Genomic DNA, 20,235 nt, shown 5'->3' with positions numbered 1-20,235 from the left:
GCTTTCGCGTTTCCCTTTCCGGCGAGTCCGACTCTATCAGGCCTTTTCCCGCTCCTTGACCGGGGTCCCGCGAGCATGCGGAAGCACAATCAGAAGAGTTAAGGTCTGGGCTTGGGAGTCGCTGCCGGTCCCCGACTCGAAGTCGTATGGGGGCCAGGCAGGGGTACGACAGTACAGGCCGCTGTGAGGCGAGGCAAATCGTTTGCGGTGTGCCCCTAGGTCTGTCAACCGGTAGCTCTCGGGCGGAACCGTGACTTCGTATGACTTACGCTGCTGATCAGTACGCCGCCCTCCATCAGCCGTGGCGGTGACCATACGGATCCCCACCCTGAGAGGCCCTCCATGACCACAGTGACGTCCCCTCTTGCCGGCCGCGCCATCGGGCTCACCGCGGTTCCCGACCCCGTCTTCTCCGGAGCGATGGTGGGTCCCGGTACCGCCATCGACCCCGTGCGTGAGCCGTCCGAGGCCGTGTCCCCGGTCGACGGCATCGTCGTCTCCCTCCACCCCCACGCGTTCGTCGTCGTCGACGACCAGGGCCACGGTGTGCTGACCCACCTCGGGATCGACACCGTGCAGCTCAACGGCGAGGGCTTCGAGCTCCTCGTGAACAAGGGGGACACGGTGACCCGCGGTCAGGGCATCGTCCGCTGGGACCCGGCGGGCGTCGAGGCCGCCGGCAAGTCGGCGATCTGCCCGGTCGTGGCCCTGGAGGCCACGGCGGAGTCCCTCTCCGAGGTCCGTGAGGACGGCGACGTGAAGGTCGGCGACACTCTCTTCGGCTGGCAGTGACACCCTCGGCGCAGTAACCGGCCAGTCGGGAAATCCACCGCGGTGGCACAGCCGCCGCACAATCGGAGACGGGTGAAATGGAGACAACGCTGCGAGGCGTCGGTGTGAGCCACGGTGTGGCGATCGGCGAGGTTCGGCACATGGGTACGGCAGTGCTCGAGCCGCCGGCCAAACAGATTCCGGCGGACGAGGCCGAGCGCGAGCAGGGGCGTGCCCGCCAGGCCGTGGAGGCTGTGGCGGCCGACCTGATCGCGCGCGGCAATCTGGCGGGGGGCGAGGCACAGCACGTGCTGGAGGCCCAGGCCATGATGGCGCAGGACCCCGAGCTGATCGCCGACGTCGAGCGTCGTATCGCTGTCGGGAGCACCGCCGAGCGTGGTGTGTACGACGCGTTCGCCGCGTACCGGGCGCTGCTGGCCAATGCCGGGGAGTACCTCGCGGGGCGCGTCGCCGACCTCGACGACGTACGGAACCGGATCGTGGCGCGGCTGCTCGGTGTTCCGATGCCGGGTGTCCCGGACAGCGATGAGCCGTACGTGCTGATCGCCCGTGACCTCGCTCCCGCCGACACGGCCCTGCTCGACCCCACGCTGGTGCTCGGCTTCGTGACGGAGGAGGGCGGGCCGACCAGCCACAGCGCCATCCTCGCGCGGGCGCTCGGCGTACCCGCCGTCGTGGCTCTCCCCGGAGCGGGTGAGATCGGCGAGGGCACCGTCGTGGCGGTGGACGGCAGCACCGGTGAGATCTTCGTCGAGCCGAGCCAGGAGAAGCGCGCCGAGATGGAGAGCGCCTCCGCTGCCCGTAAGGCGGCGCTGTCGGCCGTGACCGGTCCCGGCGCCACCTCGGACGGCCACAAGGTGCCGCTGCTGGCCAACGTCGGCGGTCCCGGTGACGTGCCGGCGGCTCTGGAAGCCGGCGCGGAGGGCGTGGGGCTGTTCCGTACGGAGTTCCTCTTCCTGGACGACAGCAAGCAGGCGCCGTCCGAGGAGAAGCAGATCGCGGCGTACCGCGCGGTGCTGGAGGCGTTCCCCGAGGGGCGTGTCGTGGTGCGGGTGCTGGACGCCGGCGCGGACAAGCCGCTGGACTTCCTGACGCCGGCCGACGAGCCCAACCCCGCGCTGGGTGTGCGGGGGCTGCGCAGTCTGCTGGACCACCCCGATGTGCTGCGGACCCAGCTGACCGCTCTGTCCCGGGCGGCCGAGGGACTGCCGGTCTACCTCGAGGTGATGGCCCCGATGGTGGCCGACCGCGCCGACGCGAAGGCGTTCGCCGACGCCTGCCGTGAGGCGGGCCTGCAGGCGAAGTTCGGGGCGATGGTGGAGATTCCGTCCGCCGCGCTCAGGGCCCGCTCGATCCTCCAGGAGGTGGAGTTCCTGTCGCTGGGTACCAACGACCTGGCGCAGTACACCTTCGCGGCGGACCGTCAGGTGGGGGCCGTGTCGCGGCTCCAGGACCCGTGGCAGCCCGCGCTGCTCGACCTCGTCGCCCTCTCGGCCGAGGCCGCCAGGGCCGAGGGCAAGAGCTGCGGTGTCTGTGGTGAGGCCGCTTCGGACCCGCTGCTGGCCTGTGTACTGACCGGTCTGGGTGTCACCTCCCTGTCGATGGGTGCCGCGTCCATTCCCTACGTGCGGGCGACGCTGGCGAAGCACACGCTGGCGCAGTGCGAGCGTGCCGCCTCCGCCGCGCGTGCCGCGGACTCCGCCGACGAGGCGCGGCTCGCCGCGCAGGCGGTGCTGTCGGGCGAATGACACCGTCCGCCCCTGGCGGTCGGCGGTGAGAGGTGTGAGAGGGGGTTCCCGCCGGTTCGGCGGGGACCCCCTCTCCCCTTGTGTGTCAGTGGTGGGCCTCCGGTTCGTCGGCGCCGATGTCGAATCCCGCGCAGTACTCCACGCCTGATTCGGGCGAGACGGGTTCGCCCGTGTCGGCGTCGGTGCAGTACGCGCTGAAGACCTCGCCCGCCGTGAGCGGGAGGAGGGCGCCCCGGTGCAGCCGCCAGCCGTGCACCCGGTCGGGGGCGTCGGGGGCCGTGGTGCGCAGGACGACGCCTCCCTGGGTTTCGAGCGCGACCCCCACGGCGAGCACGGTCGCGAACTCCGCGCCCTCCGACGACGCGAGGCGTGCGGGGCCGTCCATGTCCCGGGCGGTGTGGAGGACGGCGAGGAGCTGTTCGTTCTCCGTGGGTGTGCTGCAGACGAGGTGGTGGGTGCCCGGGCCTGCCGTGTCCAGCAGACGCATCAGCAGGTGGGAGGCCCGGTCGAAGGCGGCCCTGCCGATGTCCTGGCCGCAGTCCGCGCAGTCGCCGAGGCCCGCCAGCAGCAGCGTGGCGTACTCCCATGTCGCGCGCCTGACCGCTCGTGAGACGAGCAGCGGGATCAGTGTGTCGATGGGCTGCCCGGTGTACGCCACGGTGGCGCCGGCTGCGGCGATCTCGGCGGTGAACCGGCTGCGGCTCGTGTGTTCGTCGGGATCCAGGCCGGACTCGGCGCAGAACTCCGCGTAGTCCTCGGGGTCGAAGAGGGCGACGGTGGTGTGCATGCCCTGTGCGGCGAGTGTCCGCAGCAGGCCTTCGACCTGCTGGAGGTAGACCGCGTGGTCCTCGAAGGTGAAGGTCCGGTAGTGGCGCATGGCCGCGAAGTCCTCGGCGTCGACCAGGAGGCCGACGGTGCTGGGTGCTTCGCGGCGCAGTGCGCGTCGCATGGATGTTCCGGCGCGCCGCCGGCTGCGTTCGGTCTGCTTGATGTGCGCCATGAGTCCCCCTGTGCGCTGTCGATCGATGCTCACTCAGCGTAATCAGGGGGACTGACAACGGCCTTCCCCGCGGCCGGTTCAGTGGCGTGCGCGGGCGAGTTCCTCGTAGAAGCGGAGGAGTTCGAGGTTGTCGATGGAGCCCGGGTTGACCGCCTTGGACAGGGCTGTGCCCTGGAGGAGCCGCTTGACCGGAACCTCGATGCGCTTGCCGGTCAGGGTGTGCGGGATGCCGGGGACCTCGATGACCTCGTCCGGTACATGGCGGGGTGAGAGGTTCTCGCGGATGGTCCGCTTGATGCTGTCGCGGAGGTCGTCGTCGAGCGTGGCGCCCTCGGCGAGGTGGACGAACAGGGGCATCCAGTAGCCGCCGTCCGGCTCCTCGAGGCCGATGACGAGGGATTCGCGGATCTCGGGGAGCCTCTCGACCGCCTCGTAGATGTCGGCGGAGCCCATCCGGACGCCTTGCCGGTTAAGGGTGGAGTCGGAGCGGCCGTGGATGATGACCGAGCCGCGGTCGGTGAGGGTGATCCAGTCCCCGTGGCGCCAGACGCCGGGGTACATGTCGAAGTAACTGTCGTGGTAGCGGCTGCCGTCGGGGTCGTTCCAGAAGCGGACGGGCATGGAGGGCATGGGTGCCGTCACGACGAGTTCGCCGACCTCACCGATGAGCGGCTTGCCCGAGGGGTCCCAGGACTGGAGGTCGGTGCCGAGGCAGGGTGCCTGGAGTTCGCCGATGTGGACCGGCAGGGTGGGGACCGCGCCCGCGAAGCAGCTGCAGACGTCGGTGCCGCCGCTGACGGAGGCGATCCACAGGTCGTCGGCCACCTCGTCGTGGAGCCAGCGGAAGCCGTCGGGCGGGAGCGGGGAGCCGGTGGTGGCGACGCACTGGACGCGGCTGAGGTCGTGGTCGCGGCCCGGGTGGACGTCCGCCTTCCGGCAGGCCATGACATAGGCGGCCGAGGTGCCGAAGAGGGTCGCTCCGGTCTGTTCGGCGACGCGCCACTGGGCCTGGACGTCCGGATAGCCGGGGCTGCCGTCGTAGAGCACGAGGGTGGTGCCGGTGAGCAGGCCGGAGACCAGGAAGTTCCACATCATCCAGCCGGTGGAGGTGTACCAGAAGAACCGGTCGTCGGGGCCGAGGTCGCAGTGCAGCCCGATCTGCTTGAAGTGTTCGAGGAGGATCCCGCCCTGGGACTGGACGATCGCCTTGGGAAGTCCGGTCGTACCGGAGGAGTACAGCACCCAGAGCGGGTGCTCGAAGGGGACCTGCTCGAAGACCGGTTCGGTGTCGGCGGAGGTGAGCGCGGCCCACGCGAGGGCGCCTTCGGGCGCGTCCGTGCCGAGGAGGGGGATGTGGACGACCGCGCGCAGGGTGGGGAGTTCGCTGCGGAGTTCGGCGACGGTGGCGGTGCGGTCGTGCTCCTTGCCGCCGTAGCGGTAGCCGTCGACGGTGAACAGGACCACGGGTTCGACCTGCTGGAAGCGGTCCAGGACGCTGCGGGCGCCGAAGTCGGGGGCGCAGGAGGTCCAGACCGCGCCGACGGCGGCGGTGGCGAGGAACGCGACGACCGCCTGGGGGATGTTGGGGAGGTATCCGCTGACCCGGTCGCCGGGGGTGACGCCCAGCGCGCGGAGTTCGGCCGCCAGCGCGCCCGTCTGGCGCCGGAGTTCGGACCAGCTGACGGCGGCCTGGGTGTGGGTCTCGTCGACGTACAGCAGGGCGGGGGCGTCCGCGCGGAGCGGGTCCTCGGCCGTGCGCAGGGCGTGCTCGGCGTAGTTGAGGGTGGCGCCGGGGAACCACTGGGCGCCGGGCATGGTGCGGTCGCCGATGACGGTCTCGTACGGGGTGGAGAAGCGGACGTCGAACCACTCGGCGACGGACTGCCAGAAGGTGTCGAGTTCGTCGACGGACCAGCGGTGCAGTGCCGCGTAGCCGCCGTCGGCGGGGGCTCCGTGGCGTCCGGCCGCCCACCGCTGGAAGCGCGTGACGGCCGCTGCCTCGACGCGCTCGGGCTGGGGCTGCCAGAGGGGGGCTTCGCCGGCTGCTGAGGTCATGGAGGCTCCCTGGCCTTTCGGGGTGTACGCGGGGTCTGCGTGCTCGCGCGCGCACGGGCTGGGGTGTGCGCGTGAACGGCTGTTACGGACGATGCCATGTGATCGTCCCGCGCACCAGGGTTGCCCTGCCATGGCCGCGTGTCCGGTTGTGTGGTGAAGCCACAGGTGAACGGAAGCTGAACGGAGCACGCATCCGTCCTGGCGGATGGCAGGGTGGCCCGCATGGATGGTCGTGACCTGGTGCGTTCGGTGAGGATGGTCGGTTCCGTGCAGGGGATGCGCACGGTGCGCTCGGCCTGGCGGCGCCGGCGGGCGGATGCGCGGGCGCTGGCGCCGCGCGGTGCGGAGCTGGCTCGGGTGCCCGGGCTCCTGATCGGTGCGGAGCCGGGGCCGGGCGGCGGGGTGGTGCGGTTCGCGCGTTCGCGGCTGCGGGTCAGGGTGGCGGTGGGCGGTGCGGTGTTCTGGTCGTGGGACGGCGCGGAGCTCCTGCCCTCGTACGCGCTGCCCGGGGACGGTCCCGAGGCGGATCCGCGGGCGCGGCTGGAGCCGGACAAGAACGGCGGCTGGCAGGTGGTGTCGGAGCGGCTGACGGTCGCCGTGTCGCGGCACGGGGCGCTGGAGTTGCGTACGCCGGGGGGTGTGGTGCTGCGCCGGGAGCTGCCGCCGCGCTGGTGGGAGCCGGTGGCGGGCGGTCCGGCGCGGTGGGTGCAGCGGTCCGAGGTGCCGGCCGACGCCCGTTTCTTCGGGCTGGGCGGGCGGGCCTCCGGTCCCAGGCTGCGGGAGGGCACGTACCGGCTGTGGAACACCGATCCGGGCGGCCGGTTCGGGCCGGGGGACGATCCGCTGTATCTGACGATGCCGGTGCAGGTGGTGGTCTCGGACGCGGGGACCCATCTGGCGTTCCACGACAACTCCTGGGCGGGGCGAGTGACTCTGCGGGAGGGCGAGGAGGGTGAGGGGTCGGGGCACGACCGGCCGGGGGCGTGCGAGGTGCGGATGGAGGGGGGTCCGCTCCGCTGCTGGGTGGTGGTGGGTACGCCGGCCAGGGTGCTGCGGGGCTGGACGGAGCTGACGGGGGCGCCCGCGCTGCCGCCGTCGTGGGCGCTGGGTCCGCAGCACGCGCGCTGGGGTTTCGGCAGCGAGCAGGAGGTGCGGCGGATCGCGGCCGGGTACCGGGAGCGGGGGCTGCCGCTGTCGGTGCTGCACCTGGACATCGACCACTACGACGCGCACCGGGTGTTCACCGTCGACCGGGAGCGGTTCCCGGATCTCCCCCGGCTGGCGAAGGAGCTGCGGGAGGACGGTGTCCGGCTGGTGTCGATCGTCGACCCGGCGGTCAAAGCGTCGGTGGGCGAGGCGGTGTTCGACAGCGGCATGGCGGTCGGTGCGGACGGCGCGTTCGTCCGGGATCCGCAGGGCGTTCCGGTGCTGGGTGAGGTGTGGCCGGGTGAGTGCGTCTATCCGGACTTCACCGATCCGCTGGTGCGCGCGTGGTGGGGCGGGCTGTACGAGGAGCGGCTCGGCCAGGGGTTCGCCGGGGTGTGGCACGACATGAACGAGCCGGTGTCGTTCTCGGCGTTCGGGGATCCGTCCTTGCCGCGTTCGTCCCGGCACTCGCTGGAGGGCCGGGGCGGGGACCACCGGGAGGCCCACAACGTGTACGCCCTCGCGATGGCGAGGGCGGGGTACGAGGCGCTGCGCCGGCTGCGACCCGACGAGCGGCCTTTCCTGTTCTCGCGTTCGGGCTGGGCGGGGATGCAGCGGTACGGCGGCACCTGGTCCGGTGATGTCGCCACGGGGTGGCCGGGGCTGCGGGCCTCGCTGGCGCTGGTGCTGGGGCTCGGGCTCTGCGGGGTGCCGTACTCGGGGCCCGATGTCGGGGGTTTCGACGGGTCACCGTCGCCCGAGCTGTATCTGCGCTGGTTCCAGCTGGGCGCGTACATGCCGCTGTTCCGGACCCATGCGGCCATCGACGCGGGGCGGCGGGAGCCCTGGGAGTTCGGGCCGGAGGTTCTCGCGCACGCCGGGCGGGCGCTGGCGGAGCGGGAGCGGCTGCTCCCGTACTTCGTGACGCTGGCGCGGCTGGCGCTGCTGACCGGTGCGCCGTATGTGCGGCCGGTGTGGTGGGGCGCGCCGGGGGACCGTGCGCTGCGGGACTGCGAGGACGCGTTCCTGCTGGGTGACGCGCTGCTGGTCGCGCCGGTGCTGGAGGAGGGGGCGGTGCGCAGGGTGGTGCGGCTGCCGCGCGGGCGGTGGTACGACACGGCGACCGGGCGGGCGTACGAGGGGCCGGGGCAGGTGGTGGTGGAGGCGCCGCTGTCGCGGATCCCGGTGCTGGCGCGGGCGGGTGCGGTGATCCCGGTGCGGGGCGCGGAGGGGGACCTCGAACTGGAGGTGTGGGCTCCGTCCCCGGGGCGTTCCGGCGGCGGGCCGGTCGTACGGGACATGGGCGACGGGTGGGAGCGGGCCGAGGTGGAGCGCTACACGTCGCGGGTCGCCGCCGGCCGGGTGGTGGTCGAGCGGGACGGGGAGGAGGAGCTGGTTCCGTATCCGGTCCGGGTGCGGGGGCTGCCGGCTCAGCCGTAGGCGCCGGCGAACCAGCGGCGTACGGCCTGGGTGTGCAGGGGGAAGGCGAGCGTGTCCGGGGTGCGCAGCACGGCGTATCCGGAGGTCTCGTCCGTGGGTGCGGAGGGCGGGAGTTCCGAGGCGGGGCGTGGCAGGAGCAGTCCGAAGAGCAGGAGGTGGCCGTCCGGGGAGCTCAGGGCGTCGGCGAGGCGTACATCCGTCTCGTCGGCCCGGATGCCGGTCTCCTCGTGCAGCTCGCGGACGACGGCGTGGCGCCAGTCCTCGGTGCGGTCGATGTAGCCGCCGGGCAGCGCGGTCCCGCCCCGGTGCGGCTCGATGGTGCGGGTGATGACCACGAGGCCGGTGGTGTGCGCTCCGGTGACGGGCAGCAGGGCGACGGCGACGGGCAGCGGGTTGCGGTAGGCGGTGCGGCCGCAGGCCGTGCAGGTGCGGGGCCAGGCGTCGGTGGCGTACCGGGCCCCGCAGTTGCCGCAGTGGGAGTCCTTCACGGGCGGGACTGTATCCGATCACTCTTCTCCTGGGGCCCCGGAGCTGATAGACGGTGTGCCCATGACAGGAACTGTTCGTATGCTCCGCGCCCTGGCCGCCGCCGGCGCCGCTCTGCTCGCCGTGACCGCCGCCGCCCCGGTGGCGGCGGCCCGGCCCGAACCCAAGGCTCCCCCGGAGTTCGTCGACCTCCGCTCCGTGGATCCGACGATCATCACGGAGATGCGCTACACCACCGCGCACAACTTCATGGGCGAGCCGGTGGAGGGCTACCGGCAGCCCGTCTGCATCCTGACCCGGCCCGCCGCCCGGGCGCTGCGCACGGCCCAGCGGAGCCTTCTGCGCAAGGGGTACTCGCTCAAGGTGTACGACTGCTACCGGCCGCAGCGGGCCGTGGACCACTTCGTCCGCTGGGCCGAGGACCTCGACGACCAGGCCATGAAGGCCGAGTTCTATCCGTCGGTCGACAAGACACGGCTGTTCGAGGACGGTTACATCGCGGAGAAATCCGGTCACAGCCGGGGCAGCACGGTGGATCTCACCCTGGTGAAGCTGCCTGCGCTGCCGACCAGGCCGTACGTGCCGGGCGAGAAGCTGGCTCCGTGCTACGGGCCCAAGGCTGAGCGCTTCCCCGACAACTCGGTGGACATGGGGACGGGGTTCGACTGCTTCGACACCCTGTCGCACACGGACGACCCGCGGGTGCGGGGGGCGCAACGTGCCAACCGGCAGTTCCTCAAGGAGACGCTGACGGGTCTGGGCTTCGTGAATCTGGCCGAGGAGTGGTGGCACTTCACGTACAAGCCCGAGCTCTTCCCTGACACCTACTTCGACTTCCCGGTGGCCAGGCGCTCCGTGGCGGGGCACTGAGGACCCGGGCGGAGAACGGGCGGAGAGAAGAGGAGAACGGGCGACCAGGACCACCCCCGTGGGCTCCGGCCGCCCGTTCTCCTTATCGGACGCGGAACTGCCGTGTCCGGTTGCCGGCCGAGCCATTACGGTGCCTTCATGCCACAGCAGACGTTCGGTTCGTACGAAGAATTCTGGCCCTACTACGTCGCCATGCACTCCAGGGCGGCGACCCGATGGGTCCATCTGACGGGCACGCTGACCGGCCTCGCGGTCACGGCGTACGGTCTGGCACGCGGCCGCCGGCGCTACGCGCTGGCGCTCCCCCTCATCGGGTACGGGACCGCGTGGCCCGCGCACTTCCTCATCGAGAAGAACAACCCGGCGACGTTCGGGCACCCCGCGTGGTCGCTGCGCGGCGATGTGCAGATGATCCGGATGATGCTCGCCGGGCGGGACGCCGAGCTGGCGGAGACGGCGGCCGAGTGGCTCGCCGAGAACCCGCGGGCATGAGTGCGCGCACAGGGTTGACGAGCCGTCACCCCGGGTGAAGACTGACTTCCCCCCACACACCGTACGCGCGGTCCGTACCCCGGTCGGCGGGGGTACGGGCCGCGTCACGTGCGGTGGGACCGCCGTCAGGTCGTGGCGGGTTCCCGGAGCCGGTCGGCCCGCACCATGGCGTGCTCCACGACCGCCACGAGCACATCCCGTACGGACGCCCGGTCGCGCGCGTCGCAGAGCAGCACCGGCACCTCGGGGTCGAGGTCGAGTGCCGCCCGGACCGTCTCGGTGGGGAACTGCTCCGCGCCCTCGAAGAGGTTGACGGCGACCGTGAACGGGATCGCCCGGCGCTCGAAGTAGTCGACCGCCGCGAAGCAGTCCTCCAGCCTCCGGGTGTCGGCCAGGACCACCGCGCCCAGGGCGCCCTGGGCCAGCTCGTCCCAGAGGAACCAGAAGCGGTCCTGCCCGGGCGTCCCGAACAGATAGAGGACCAGGTCCTCGCGCAGGGTGATCCGGCCGAAGTCCATGGCCACCGTGGTGGTGCTCTTGCCCTCCACGCCCGCCACGTCGTCGACGGGGCGGCCCGCCTCGCTCAGCCGCTCCTCCGTGCGCAGCGGTCTGATCTCGCTGACCGCGCCCACCAGGGTCGTCTTGCCCACGCCGAAGCCGCCCGCCACCAGGATTTTCAGGGTGACGGGCTCGACGGGCCGCTTCCGGCGGCTAGAGCGCCCGAAGGCCATTGATCACCTCGCGGAGAATGCTCTCGTCCGGCAGCTCGGCCGGCGGAACGGGACGGGTGACGTGCACCAGCTCGTCCTCGACGAGGTCACCGACCAGGACCCGGACCACCCCGACGGGGAGGTCCAGTCCGGAGGCGAGCTCGGCGATCGACTGGGGCATGTCGCTGCACAGTTCGACGATCTCCACGTGTTCCGGGGAGAGCGTCTGGTCCCGGCCGGGATCGTCGGCCGCCGGTTCGGGGATGACGATCGCGATCAGGTCGAGACGATGACGGGACGCGCTGCTGGTACGCCCCCGGGTCATCGCGTAGGGCCGGACCACCGGACCCGCTTCGGCGTCGTACCAGCGCGAGGAGCCCGCTTCGCCGGAAGCGGGCGGTGATCCGGGCGCGGTGTCCCGGAAGGAGTCTGCGCTCATCCCCTCGCCTCACCCTCCGGCGGGCAGACCGGTGGTCCGGGGGGCATTGGCCAGGTGCGCCCCCACGCGCTTGACCATGAGTGTCATCTCGTACGCCACCTGCCCGACGTCCGAGTCGGAGTCGGCCAGGACGGCGAGACAGCTGCCGTCACCGGCGGCCGTGACGAAGAGGAAGGCCTCGTCGAGCTCGACCACGGTCTGCCGGACCCGGCCGGCGTCGAAGTGACGGCCGACGCCCTTGGCGAGGCTGTGGAACCCGGAGGCGACGGCCGCCAGGTGCTCGCTGTCCTCCCGGGTCAGGTCCTGGGACGTGCCGGTGGCGAGGCCGTCGCTGGAGAGCACCAGCGCCTTGCGGATGCTCGCGACCCGCTCGACCAGTTCGTCGAGGAGCCAATTGAGTTCGCCGGAGCCCTGGCGTGAGGCGTTGTGTGCTGCGGCGTTCGGTGCGGTCATCGACCGTCCCCTCCCGGAGTGGTTCCTGGTGCTGTATCGCCGGGGCCGGTCGCGTCCTCGGCGTTCTGCCGACGGCCGCGCTGCCAGCCGCGTTGAAGCGAAGCCATGCGATTGCGTACTTCGTCCGCGTCACGTTCGAGGTCGTCGTCGGTGTCCGCGGGGGCGTGGCCGGAAGTCCGCGCTGCGGAGTCCTCCCGGAGCTGTGGGGCGAGGTTCGCCTGGCGCACCCTGCGCGGGAGGCCGCCCACCGTGTCCGGCGCGGCCGGCGAGGGCGCCGGCCTGAGCCGGGGCGGGGCCTCGTCCGCGGGGGACGTGCCGGGCCCGGCGTCGGCGGATCCGGGCGCGGGAGCCTCGGGGCCGTCGGCCGTGCCGGGATGGGAGCGGCCGCCGTCGCCGATGCGGCGGCCCTGGCCGGTGACAAGGGTCGGCGACTTGCGGCGCGGCAGCGGGACGGGGCCGGCGGGCCGCATCGGCCGTACGTCGGCCGAGCGGCCGTCCGTCGCGTCGAAGGCCTGCTGGTGCTGGTCCCGGTCGGCTTCCCTGCGCAGGTCGCGGGCCCGGAAGATGCCGCCCCGCTCGCTCTCGGTGTCCTCCAGGTCCGATACGCCGTCGAGGACGGGGCCGAGAGCCGGGTCGAGCTCCCGGTCGCGGGCCGGGTCGGTGAACCCGAGTGTGCCGACCGGGCCTTCGAGTTCGACCGGGCCGTCGAGGACGGACGGGTCGGTGAGGCCCGTGGGGACCGGGGAGAGCCCGGACGGCCTGCCCGGGATACTGGTGTCGGCCACCCCGTCCCTGCGGGCCTTGTCGCTGCCGGGTACGCCGCTGCCGGGCCTCCCGCTGCCGATGGCCTTCTCGGCCCGGCGGTCGAGGCGGAAGCCGGTGCCGTGCGTGTCGGGGGCGTCGGTGAGCAGCTGCGCCGGGATGAAGACGACCGCGGTCGTCCCCCCGTACGGCGAGGTCTGGAGCGACACCCGGACGTTCTGGCGCTGCGCGAGCCGGCTGACGACGAACAGGCCGAGCCGGTCGGTGTCGGAGAGCTCGAAGTCGGGTGTCTCGGCGAGCCTCAGGTTGGCGTCCAGGAGGATCTCGGGCGCCATGCCGAGGCCGCGGTCGTGGATCTCCAGGGTGAAGCCGTTGGCGACGCGTTCGCCGTGGACCTGCACCGCGGTGTGCGGCGGCGAGAACACCGTGGCGTTCTCCAGCAGTTCCGCGATCAGGTGGGTGAGGTCGGCGACGGCCGGGCCGCCCACGCCGATGCGGGGCAGGCGGCGGACCTCGATCCGCTCGTAGTCCTCCACCTCGGCGACGGCGGCGCGCACCACGTCCATCAGCTGGATCGGCTTGCGCCACTGCCGGGAGGGGGCCGCCCCGGAGAGGATCACAAGGCCTTCCGCGTGGCGGCGCATACGGGTCGTCAGGTGGTCGAGGCGGAAGAGGTCGGCGAGCTCGTCGCTGTTCTCGGTACGCCGCTCCATCGCGTCCAGGAGCGTCAGCTGCCGGTGCAGGAGCACCTGGTTGCGGCGTGCGAGGTTGACGAAGACCTCGGACACCCCGCGGCGCATGTCCGCCTGCTTGACGGCGGCCTCGACGGCGGCCCGCTGGAGGGTGTTGAGGGCCTGCCCGACCTGGCCGATCTCGTCGCGTTCGTAACTGAGATGGGGGGCTTCGGTCTCCACGTCGACCTGCTCGCCGGCGGCCAGCCGCCGCATCACGCTGGGCAGCCGCACACCGGACACCTCGTGTGCGTCCTTGCGGAGCCGGGAGAGGTCGCGGACGAGTTCGCGTCCCACGCGTACGGAGACGAAGACGGAGACGAGCAGGGCCACGAAGCCCAGGACCCCGGCGACACCGGCCTGGATCAGGACCCGGTAGCCGGCGGGTTCCGCGCGGTCCTGGAAGCGGTTGGACATCTCGGTGCCGTCGTTGGCCAGGTGTTCCAGGACGGGTGGTGCCACCTCCTCCCAGCGCTCGGAGTCGATGGCGCCGGCCTCGGTGATCGGGCCCGTCGCGATGAGCTTCTGCTCGGCTGTGCGGAGCGGCTCGGTGTCGGGGCTGCGCCAGTACTGCTCCATCCGCCCGCGCTCGCTCGCCGGGAGGAGTTCGAGGTTGACCTCGTACAGGAGCGAGCGGCTGGCGGCGAGGTCCGAGACGACGCGCAGCTCGGGGGCGCCGAGGCGGCCCGCGATGAGGCCCGACACGACCAGGGCGTCCTCACGCGAGAGCATCTCGCGGGCCCGGGAGATGCCGACGAGGGCGCGCACCTGCTTGTCCATGGACACGTTCTCCATCGTGTGGAGACCGTTCAGGAAGCGGTAGCAGGGGTCGACGAGGCCGTTGTAGAAGTCGAGGGCCCTGGTCCGGTCGATGGTGCGCTTCTCGACGGACCCGCGCAGCGCGTCCAGGCCGTCGACCTCGCTGAGGATCGAGTCGAGCTGGGCCTCCGACTCGGGGCTCAGCTTGTCGCGGATGTCCTTGCTCCTCGCGCTCTTCCTGACCTCGGCCACGACCTGGTCGGTCCGGGCGCGCTGGCGGCGCAGCAGGGGCAGTGCGTCCGAGGCGCGGGGGTCGGCGAGGAAGACGAGTGTCTGACGGCGTTCGCCCTGGACGGCGCGGATGGTGTCTTCCAGCGGGTGGCCGACCTGCTCGACGATGGCGCTCGCGCCCATCAGTTCACCGGCCTCGCGGCCGGTGACATAGGTGGCGAAGACCCAGAGACCGGTGAGGGAGGCGAGCGGCACGAGGAGCAACGCCACGATCTTCCTGCGGATGGACTTCCCGCGAAAGCGCATGGCCTCCCCCAGCTCGGCCCCGCACCGCGGGGGTGGTGTCGTGTCGGTCCCGGTGGTTCCGGTCGCCCGGGTCCTACCGGTCGTTCGGGTGGTGCTGCCGCAGCTCGTGGAGCGTCGGCCGGTGTTCCGTCAACAAACGGCGTGAGCCTACTACTGACCTACCGGTAACTCGAAGACGTGTCCGGACGATTACAGGCCACTCTTCCCCGCGTTGCTCACCAGTTGTCCTGGTATTCCCTGCGAAGAAATTCGCGAAAGCGACAGAGAACCCCTGGCCGAACGCGGTGCATCCACACAGGGCAGTTGGCTGGAATTCTTCGTTCCGTGACCTTTCGGGGCCGGTTGCGGCCTCCGGCGGGAATCTTCACGATCCGGCGTTCGTCCACACGTACGGGGCAGAAGAACCTCACGGGGGTACGTGCGACAGGCAAGCGGCTCCGCCCGCGTAGAAGGAGCGGGAGCGGGGCAGCCACCCCTTGAGTCGGACAGTGGTGGGGAGTTGAAGGTTCGTGGACACGGATGAGCGCCGGGGTGCGGCGGCATCACCGGCCGGCAGGTCGGGTGCGGGCTCGGGACCGTCCCCGGCTGCCGGGGCCCGGATCCCCCGGCAGCTGTGGGTGGAGGAGCCCGCGATACGGCGACGGATGCCGGACCCCGTGCGGACGGCCGCCGTGCGCGCGGTCCTCATCATGTCGCTGACCATCATCCAGGCCGTGGTGGCCTTCCTGTGCACGCTGGCCGGGTCCTGGCTGGCCTTCCCGATGGTGCTGAGCAGTGTGGCGGGCACGGTGGTGGCGACATGGTCGGTGCTGGACGTCTGGGTGACCCGGCAGGTGTGGAACCAGCGCAACGGCGTGGTGTCCGTCCCCAGCAGCACGGCGCGCCGCATGCGCCGGGAGCGCCGGGCGGCCAGGCGCGCCGCGCGGGCCCGGGCGCGCGGGGAGGCCCGGATACGCCGCCGGGGCGACGGCCGGCTCTCCCGGGCCTGACCGCCTGCGCCCCGGCCTCCCCTATCGCTGGTCGCCGGCCTGCCGCGCCGGTTCCGGCTGCGTGGCCGTCATCTCCGTACGCATCTCAGGGACCGCCGTGGCGCCCGCGGTGCCGGCCGGCTCTCCGCTCCGCTTGAACATACGGGTGGCGGTGATCTCGCCGTGGACGGTCTCGCCCGCGGGGTCCTGCTGGGGCAGCCCCGGCCTGAGGTGCTCCTCGACGCTGATGTACTTCAGCCCCGCCCGCAGGTCCGCGTCGTTGCGCAGCCGGATGACCAGGGGGAACTCCGCGAGTGCCGTGGTGTCGAACAGCCCGGTGGTGTAGAGCAGCTGGACACCCAGCGCGTCGGAGACCGCGCGCTGCAACTCCAGCAGGTACGTCGCGTTGGCGCGCCCGATGGGGTTGTCGAGGAAGAGCGTGCCCGCGTGGCGGTGCCGGTCGCGGCCCCGGTCGTTGCTGCGCAGGGCCGCCATCGTGCAGTACAGCGCGATCGCGGCGGTGAGCAGCTGACCTCCGGAGAAGACGTCGCCCATCTGTCCGACCGGGACGCGCTCGGCGCGGAGCACGGCGTCGGGCTTGAGGATCTCCACGGCGATGCCCTTGGGCTCCAGCGCCGCCTGGACTCCGCGCAGCAGGAGGGACATCCCGTCCCTGCGGAGGTCGGAGTTCTTCTTGAGGGCGGCGTGCGTGGCCTCGTCGATGACCTCGCCGAGCCGCTCGGTGAGCGTGGCCTGGTCGGGCTCCTCGAAGCGGATCCGGAGGAACTCCTGGCCGGACCACTCCCCCAGTCCCTCGGGCAGCTGGGAGAGCCGCTGGGCGGAGCGGAGCGTGGTGAGGGCGGACTCCACGAGGCCGCGGAGCCGGTCGACGATGGAGTCGCGGTTGCGCTCCAGCTGGGCCAGCTCGTCGGTGAGCACCCGCAGCCTGGGGGCGAAGGCGGCGGCCCACTTCGCGGCGTGGTCGGGCAGGGCGGCCGCCGGCAGCTCCCGGATCTGCTGGCGCGCCGGGGTGCGGACCTGTTCGTAACGCGTGGAGTTGGCGTGCCGTACGAGGACGTCGCTCGCCTCCCGCACCGAACTCTCCGCGGCCGACAGGTCGGTGGCGCAGCCGCGCAGTGAGCGGCGGGCCTCGGCGGCGGACTGCCGGGCCTCCTCCAGGGTGCCCCGGTACGGGTCGGGGGACTCGGTCTCGTCCTCCGCGCCGTGGTCCCTGAGCAGGTCGCGCAGGAGCGCGGCCGTCTCGTCGAAGCCGCTCGCCGAGTCCTCGGCGGTGCGGTGGGCGCGCAGCAGTTCGGCGTGGGCGGCGCGCGCGGTGTCCAGCGCGGCGGTGGCGGTGGCCAGTTCGGCCGTCGCCGTACGGAGCAGGGCCTGGGCCTGGTCGGCGTCGGCCGGGGCCAGGTCGGCGGGGAGCTCGGTGTGGTGGGGCGCCTCGTCGGCGGGGGCGAGCCGTTCGGCCTCGCCGCGCAGCCGGCCGAGCTGCTCGCTGGCCAAGGACGCCCGGGTCTCCAGGAGCTGGACGAGGGATTCGGCGCGGGCGGCGGCCGCCTGCCGGGAGGGCCCGTCGGCGCCGTCGGTGCCTTCGAGGAGCTGGGCCGCGCGGGTGCGGACCTTGTTGGTGAGGCGGTCGAGTTCGGCCAGGGCGGCGCTCTCGTCGCTCTCGGCGCGGGCCTGTTCGGCGCGGAGGTCGGCTCCGACGCCCACCTTCTCGTACAGCTGGGAGGCCGCCCGGTACGCCTCGCGCAGGGCGGGCAGGGAGGTGCGTGCGGCGGAGGGGCCGGGCTCCGGGAGGGTCTCCGGGGCGCCCGCGATCTCGGCGCGCTCGGCGCGCAGGGCACGGGCGGTGCGGTGGGCGTCGTCCGCGGCGCGCTGGGCGGCCCTGCGGTCCTCGTCGGCGGCGCGTGCCCGCTCCAGGCACGCCGTGGCGCGTGCCTCGGACTCGGCTGCCTCGTCGGTCAGTTCACGCAGCCGTGCCTGCCAGCCGACCCGGTCGCGGAGCCGGTGGGCGAGTCCGGCGAGGGCGTCGGCCGCGCGCCGGGCGCGCTGGGCCGCTTCCTGCCTCTCGTCGCGGACGCGCGCGGCGTCGGCGGCGGCCTCGTCGGCCTCGGCGCGCGCGGTGCGGGCCTCGGCGAGCGCGGCTTCGGCGGTCTCCGCGGCGGCGCGGGCCTTGCGGGCGGCGTCGCGGAGCTCGGCGAGCATCCCGGGCGGGCAGTCGGCGCGCCAGGAGCCGATCCGGGCGGCGAGGGAGCGGTCGGCGGTGAGCCGGGCCGCGAGCGACCTGATGTCCTCGTCGCGTGCCGCTGCCCGGGCCCTGAGTGCCTGGCGCTCCTCGTCGGCGGCGTGTTCGTCGTGCATCGCGGGGTTCGGCGGGACGAGGAACACGTCGTCGTCGCCGGGGCCGGCGGGCGAGGGGACGGGCGCGAGGAGGGCCGCGGTGGTGCCGACGGCGACGGCCGACCGGGGCAGCAGGGCGGCGGCGCCCAGGACCTCGCGGGCGCGGGTGTGCGCGTCCGGGTCGGTGATGACGACGCCGTCGACGAGCTCGGGCCGTGCGGCCAGGACCGCCGCGTGGTCGGCGGGGTCCACCGCCTGCGCGAGGTAGCGCCAGCCGGGCAGGGCCGGGATGCCGTGCTCGCCGAGGTACTCGACGGTGGCGAGGACGTCGGGTCCCGGGGGCAGCAGTCCGCCGTCGCCGAGGGCGCCGAGGATGCGGGAGTCGTCGGCGGCGGCGGTGCGCAGGTCGAAGAGCCGGCGTTCGGCGGCGGCGACGCCCTGGTCGAGGAGTTCCCTCAGCTCGTCCGCGTTGGTGTCGAACTCCTCGGCCGTGAGGGACCGCTCGTCACCGGACGGCTCCTCCGTCGCGCCGGAGCCGTCCTCGTCCGTACCGGCGGCGGCGCGACGGGGGCGGGGCACTCCGGCCGCCGTCGGCAGGCCCAGCAGGTCGGCGAGGCGGTGGTCGGCGGCGATCGACTCTGCGGCCCTGCGCTCGGCCTCGTAGGACTGTTCGGCGGCCTCGGCGCCGTCGGCGGCGCGGGCCGCGGCGAGCTCGGTGCGGCTCTCCGCGGCCGCGGCCTCACGGGCCTGGTCGGCGGTGGCCCGGGCGGCCTCCCGTGCGGTGTCCCAGGCGGCGACCGCGCTCTGTTCGGCGTCGTTGGCGGCGAGGGCCGCGCGGGCCGGGTCGGCGTCCGGCGCGGTGTCGTCGAGCCAGCCCGCGCGCACGGCTTCGGCGGTCTCCTGCTCGACCTCGGCGAGGCGCTGGCGCAGGTGGCCGGCCTCGCTGCGGGCGCGCTGGGCCTCGGTGGCGGCGGTGGTGGCGTCCCGGTGCGCGGTCTCGCCGGTGGTCTGGAGAGTCGCGGAGCGCTCTTCCTCCTCGTCGGCCACCCGCTCCCCCGCCTCCGCGGCGGTGTGCAGGGCGCGTACGAGGTCGGCGGCGGCCGTGGCGCGGGCGGCCAGGGCGGGAGCCGCGTCGCGCTCGGCCTCCCGGATGGCGACGGCGACGCGGGCCGAGCGATCGGCGGCGGCACGGTGGCGCAGGACGGCCTCGGCGGCCTGCCAGGCGGCGTGCAGGGTGCGGGCCTCGCCCAGCTCACGGCGCTGTGCCGCCGCGCTCTTCTCGGCGGCGGTCAGGGCCAGGGAGGCGTGCCGGTAGGCCAGTTCGGCCGCAATGAGGTCCCGCCGGCCGCGGGTCGTCTCGGCCTCGGTGACGGTGTGGGCGGCGGCCGTGACCTGCTCGGCGAGCTCGGCGGTGCGGCCCCGCTCCTCGGCGGCGCGGCCGGAGAGCCTGCGGGCCAGGGTGCGGGTGCGCCGTTCGGCGCCGGCGTGGACGTCGCGGCTGCGGGCCCTGGTCGCGGTGGCGTCGACGATCCGGCCCAGCAGGTCGACCGAACCGGCGGTGAAGTCGCATTCCGCGGTGAGTTCGGCGCGGCGGCCGAGCTTGTTGCCGAAGCCGCTGACGAGGTCGGCGAGGCCGTCCGTGTCACGGGTGTCGGTGACGGCCCGGAGCAGCAGGTCGGTGAAGTCGGAGTCCTTCTTGACGGCGAAGAGGCCGGCGGCCTCGCCCTCGTCGGCGTTCATCTCGCGCTGGTAGCGGAAGAGTTCGGGGTCGAGGCCGAGGTCGCCGAGGTGTTCGTTCCAGCGGTCGTGGATCTCTTCCCAGTGCACGTCGAGGTGCGGGTAGAACTTTCCGGCGTCGGTGAGGGCGTCGCGGAAGCCCTTCATGGTGCGGCGCCGTCCGCGGGCGCCCGAGACGCCTTCGGCGGGCCGGCCCACGGCGCTGGCCTCGGCGACGGGAAGGCTGTCGAGGCTGAGACCGGGGCCGGGGCGGAAGGAGTACCAGGCCTCGGCGAACTTGCGGGGGTCGTTGGAGACCTGCCGGCCACGCCACTCGCTGACCTTGCCGACGACGACGCATTCGCCGGTGAGGGTGTGCTGCCACTCCAGGGCGACATGGCCGCAGTCGTCGGCGAGCAGGAACTTGCGCAGGACGCCGGAGCTGGCGCCGCCCAGGGTGTTGCGGTGGCCGGGCAGCATCACCGAGAAGATCAGCTTGAGCAGGACTGACTTGCCGCCGCCGTTCTCCAGGAACAGCACGCCGGCGGGCGCGGGGCGGCGCGGCGGGCCGACGGGCTCGTCCTCGAAGAACTCCGCCTGGGCCGGGGCGGGCCTCGGCACGGGCTCGCCGACTCCGCGCAGGTCGAGCACCGTGTCGGCGTAGCGCGCACCGGCGGGCCCGATGGAGTAGAGGCGGACCCGGGACAACTCGTACATGGCGGCGGACTCTCGTCGTTCAGGCGGCGGGCGGGGCGGCCGGAGCGGCAGGGGGCGGCTCG

14 protein-coding genes are annotated in these 20,235 nt (G+C 73.1%); 6 read left to right on the top strand and 8 right to left on the bottom strand.

The window, feature by feature from the left end; all coding sequences use genetic code 11:
* Positions 1-342: 342 nt before the first annotated feature.
* Both JKV81_RS05205 and ptsP read left to right on the top strand, forming a co-directional pair.
* Complete coding sequence (locus JKV81_RS05205; protein ID WP_099176981.1) at positions 343-792, top strand: PTS sugar transporter subunit IIA; 450 nt, start codon at positions 343-345, stop codon at positions 790-792.
* Between the two features lie 77 nt (positions 793-869).
* Complete coding sequence (gene ptsP, locus JKV81_RS05200; RefSeq protein WP_129261192.1) at positions 870-2,540, top strand: phosphoenolpyruvate--protein phosphotransferase; 1,671 nt, start codon at positions 870-872, stop codon at positions 2,538-2,540.
* Between the two features lie 85 nt (positions 2,541-2,625).
* On the opposite strand, the gene JKV81_RS05195 is transcribed toward ptsP, so the two are convergent.
* The gene (locus tag JKV81_RS05195; RefSeq protein WP_202075014.1) at positions 2,626-3,540 is read right to left on the bottom strand and encodes a DUF8829 domain-containing protein; all 915 of its coding nucleotides are present in this window, start codon (positions 3,538-3,540) and stop codon (positions 2,626-2,628) included.
* Between the two features lie 78 nt (positions 3,541-3,618).
* Complete coding sequence (locus JKV81_RS05190; protein ID WP_129261196.1) at positions 3,619-5,595, bottom strand: acetoacetate--CoA ligase; 1,977 nt, start codon at positions 5,593-5,595, stop codon at positions 3,619-3,621.
* Between the two features lie 222 nt (positions 5,596-5,817).
* Here JKV81_RS05190 and JKV81_RS05185 point away from each other — a divergent pair, with 222 nt between their 5' ends.
* On the top strand, positions 5,818-8,181 hold the full coding sequence (locus tag JKV81_RS05185; protein WP_202075013.1) for a glycoside hydrolase family 31 protein: 2,364 nt from the start codon (positions 5,818-5,820) through the stop codon (positions 8,179-8,181).
* Here JKV81_RS05185 and JKV81_RS05180 read toward each other — a convergent pair.
* Positions 8,172-8,669 carry an NUDIX domain-containing protein gene (locus JKV81_RS05180; RefSeq protein WP_202075012.1) on the bottom strand — a complete coding sequence of 166 codons (498 nt, stop codon included), beginning with the start codon at positions 8,667-8,669 and terminating at the stop codon, positions 8,172-8,174. The genes JKV81_RS05185 and JKV81_RS05180 overlap by 10 nt on opposite strands.
* A gap of 61 nt (positions 8,670-8,730) precedes the next feature.
* On the opposite strand from JKV81_RS05180, the gene JKV81_RS05175 reads away from it, so the two are divergent.
* Positions 8,731-9,537 carry a M15 family metallopeptidase gene (locus JKV81_RS05175; RefSeq protein WP_129261202.1) on the top strand — a complete coding sequence of 269 codons (807 nt, stop codon included), beginning with the start codon at positions 8,731-8,733 and terminating at the stop codon, positions 9,535-9,537.
* 138 nt (positions 9,538-9,675) lie between these two features.
* Positions 9,676-10,029: an Mpo1-like protein gene (locus JKV81_RS05170; RefSeq protein WP_124279813.1), complete on the top strand. Its 354-nt coding sequence runs from the start codon at positions 9,676-9,678 to the stop codon at positions 10,027-10,029.
* Positions 10,030-10,154: 125 nt separating this feature from the next.
* Here JKV81_RS05170 and JKV81_RS05165 read toward each other — a convergent pair whose 3' ends face one another.
* From JKV81_RS05165 to JKV81_RS05150, 4 genes are read right to left on the bottom strand one after another with little or no spacing between them, the layout of a single operon-like run.
* Positions 10,155-10,760 (bottom strand): GTP-binding protein, encoded by a 606-nt coding sequence (locus tag JKV81_RS05165; RefSeq protein WP_099176974.1) that lies wholly within the window; start codon positions 10,758-10,760, stop codon positions 10,155-10,157.
* Positions 10,741-11,178: a DUF742 domain-containing protein gene (locus JKV81_RS05160; RefSeq protein WP_099176973.1), complete on the bottom strand. Its 438-nt coding sequence runs from the start codon at positions 11,176-11,178 to the stop codon at positions 10,741-10,743. Before JKV81_RS05160 ends, JKV81_RS05165 begins: the two co-directional genes overlap by 20 nt.
* Before the next feature lie 9 nt (positions 11,179-11,187).
* Complete coding sequence (locus JKV81_RS05155) at positions 11,188-11,631, bottom strand: roadblock/LC7 domain-containing protein (protein ID WP_124279812.1); 444 nt, start codon at positions 11,629-11,631, stop codon at positions 11,188-11,190.
* Positions 11,628-14,420: a sensor histidine kinase gene (locus JKV81_RS05150; protein WP_202075011.1), complete on the bottom strand. Its 2,793-nt coding sequence runs from the start codon at positions 14,418-14,420 to the stop codon at positions 11,628-11,630. Before JKV81_RS05150 ends, JKV81_RS05155 begins: the two co-directional genes overlap by 4 nt.
* A gap of 509 nt (positions 14,421-14,929) precedes the next feature.
* Between JKV81_RS05150 and JKV81_RS05145 the strand changes: the two genes are divergently transcribed.
* Positions 14,930-15,409: a hypothetical protein gene (locus JKV81_RS05145; RefSeq protein WP_124279810.1), complete on the top strand. Its 480-nt coding sequence runs from the start codon at positions 14,930-14,932 to the stop codon at positions 15,407-15,409.
* Between the two features lie 21 nt (positions 15,410-15,430).
* Here JKV81_RS05145 and JKV81_RS05140 read toward each other — a convergent pair whose 3' ends face one another.
* Positions 15,431-20,173, bottom strand: a complete 4,743-nt coding sequence (locus tag JKV81_RS05140; RefSeq protein WP_202075010.1) for a coiled-coil domain-containing protein — start codon at positions 20,171-20,173, stop codon at positions 15,431-15,433.
* Positions 20,174-20,235: the final 62 nt, after the last annotated feature.

The sequence above is a fragment of the Streptomyces silvae genome, from assembly GCF_016745505.1.
In the GTDB taxonomy this organism is placed as follows: Bacteria; Actinomycetota; Actinomycetes; order Streptomycetales; family Streptomycetaceae; genus Streptomyces; species Streptomyces silvae.
The sequence above is the reverse complement of the archived record's forward strand: the minus strand, read 5'-3'. Positions and strand labels throughout refer to the sequence as shown.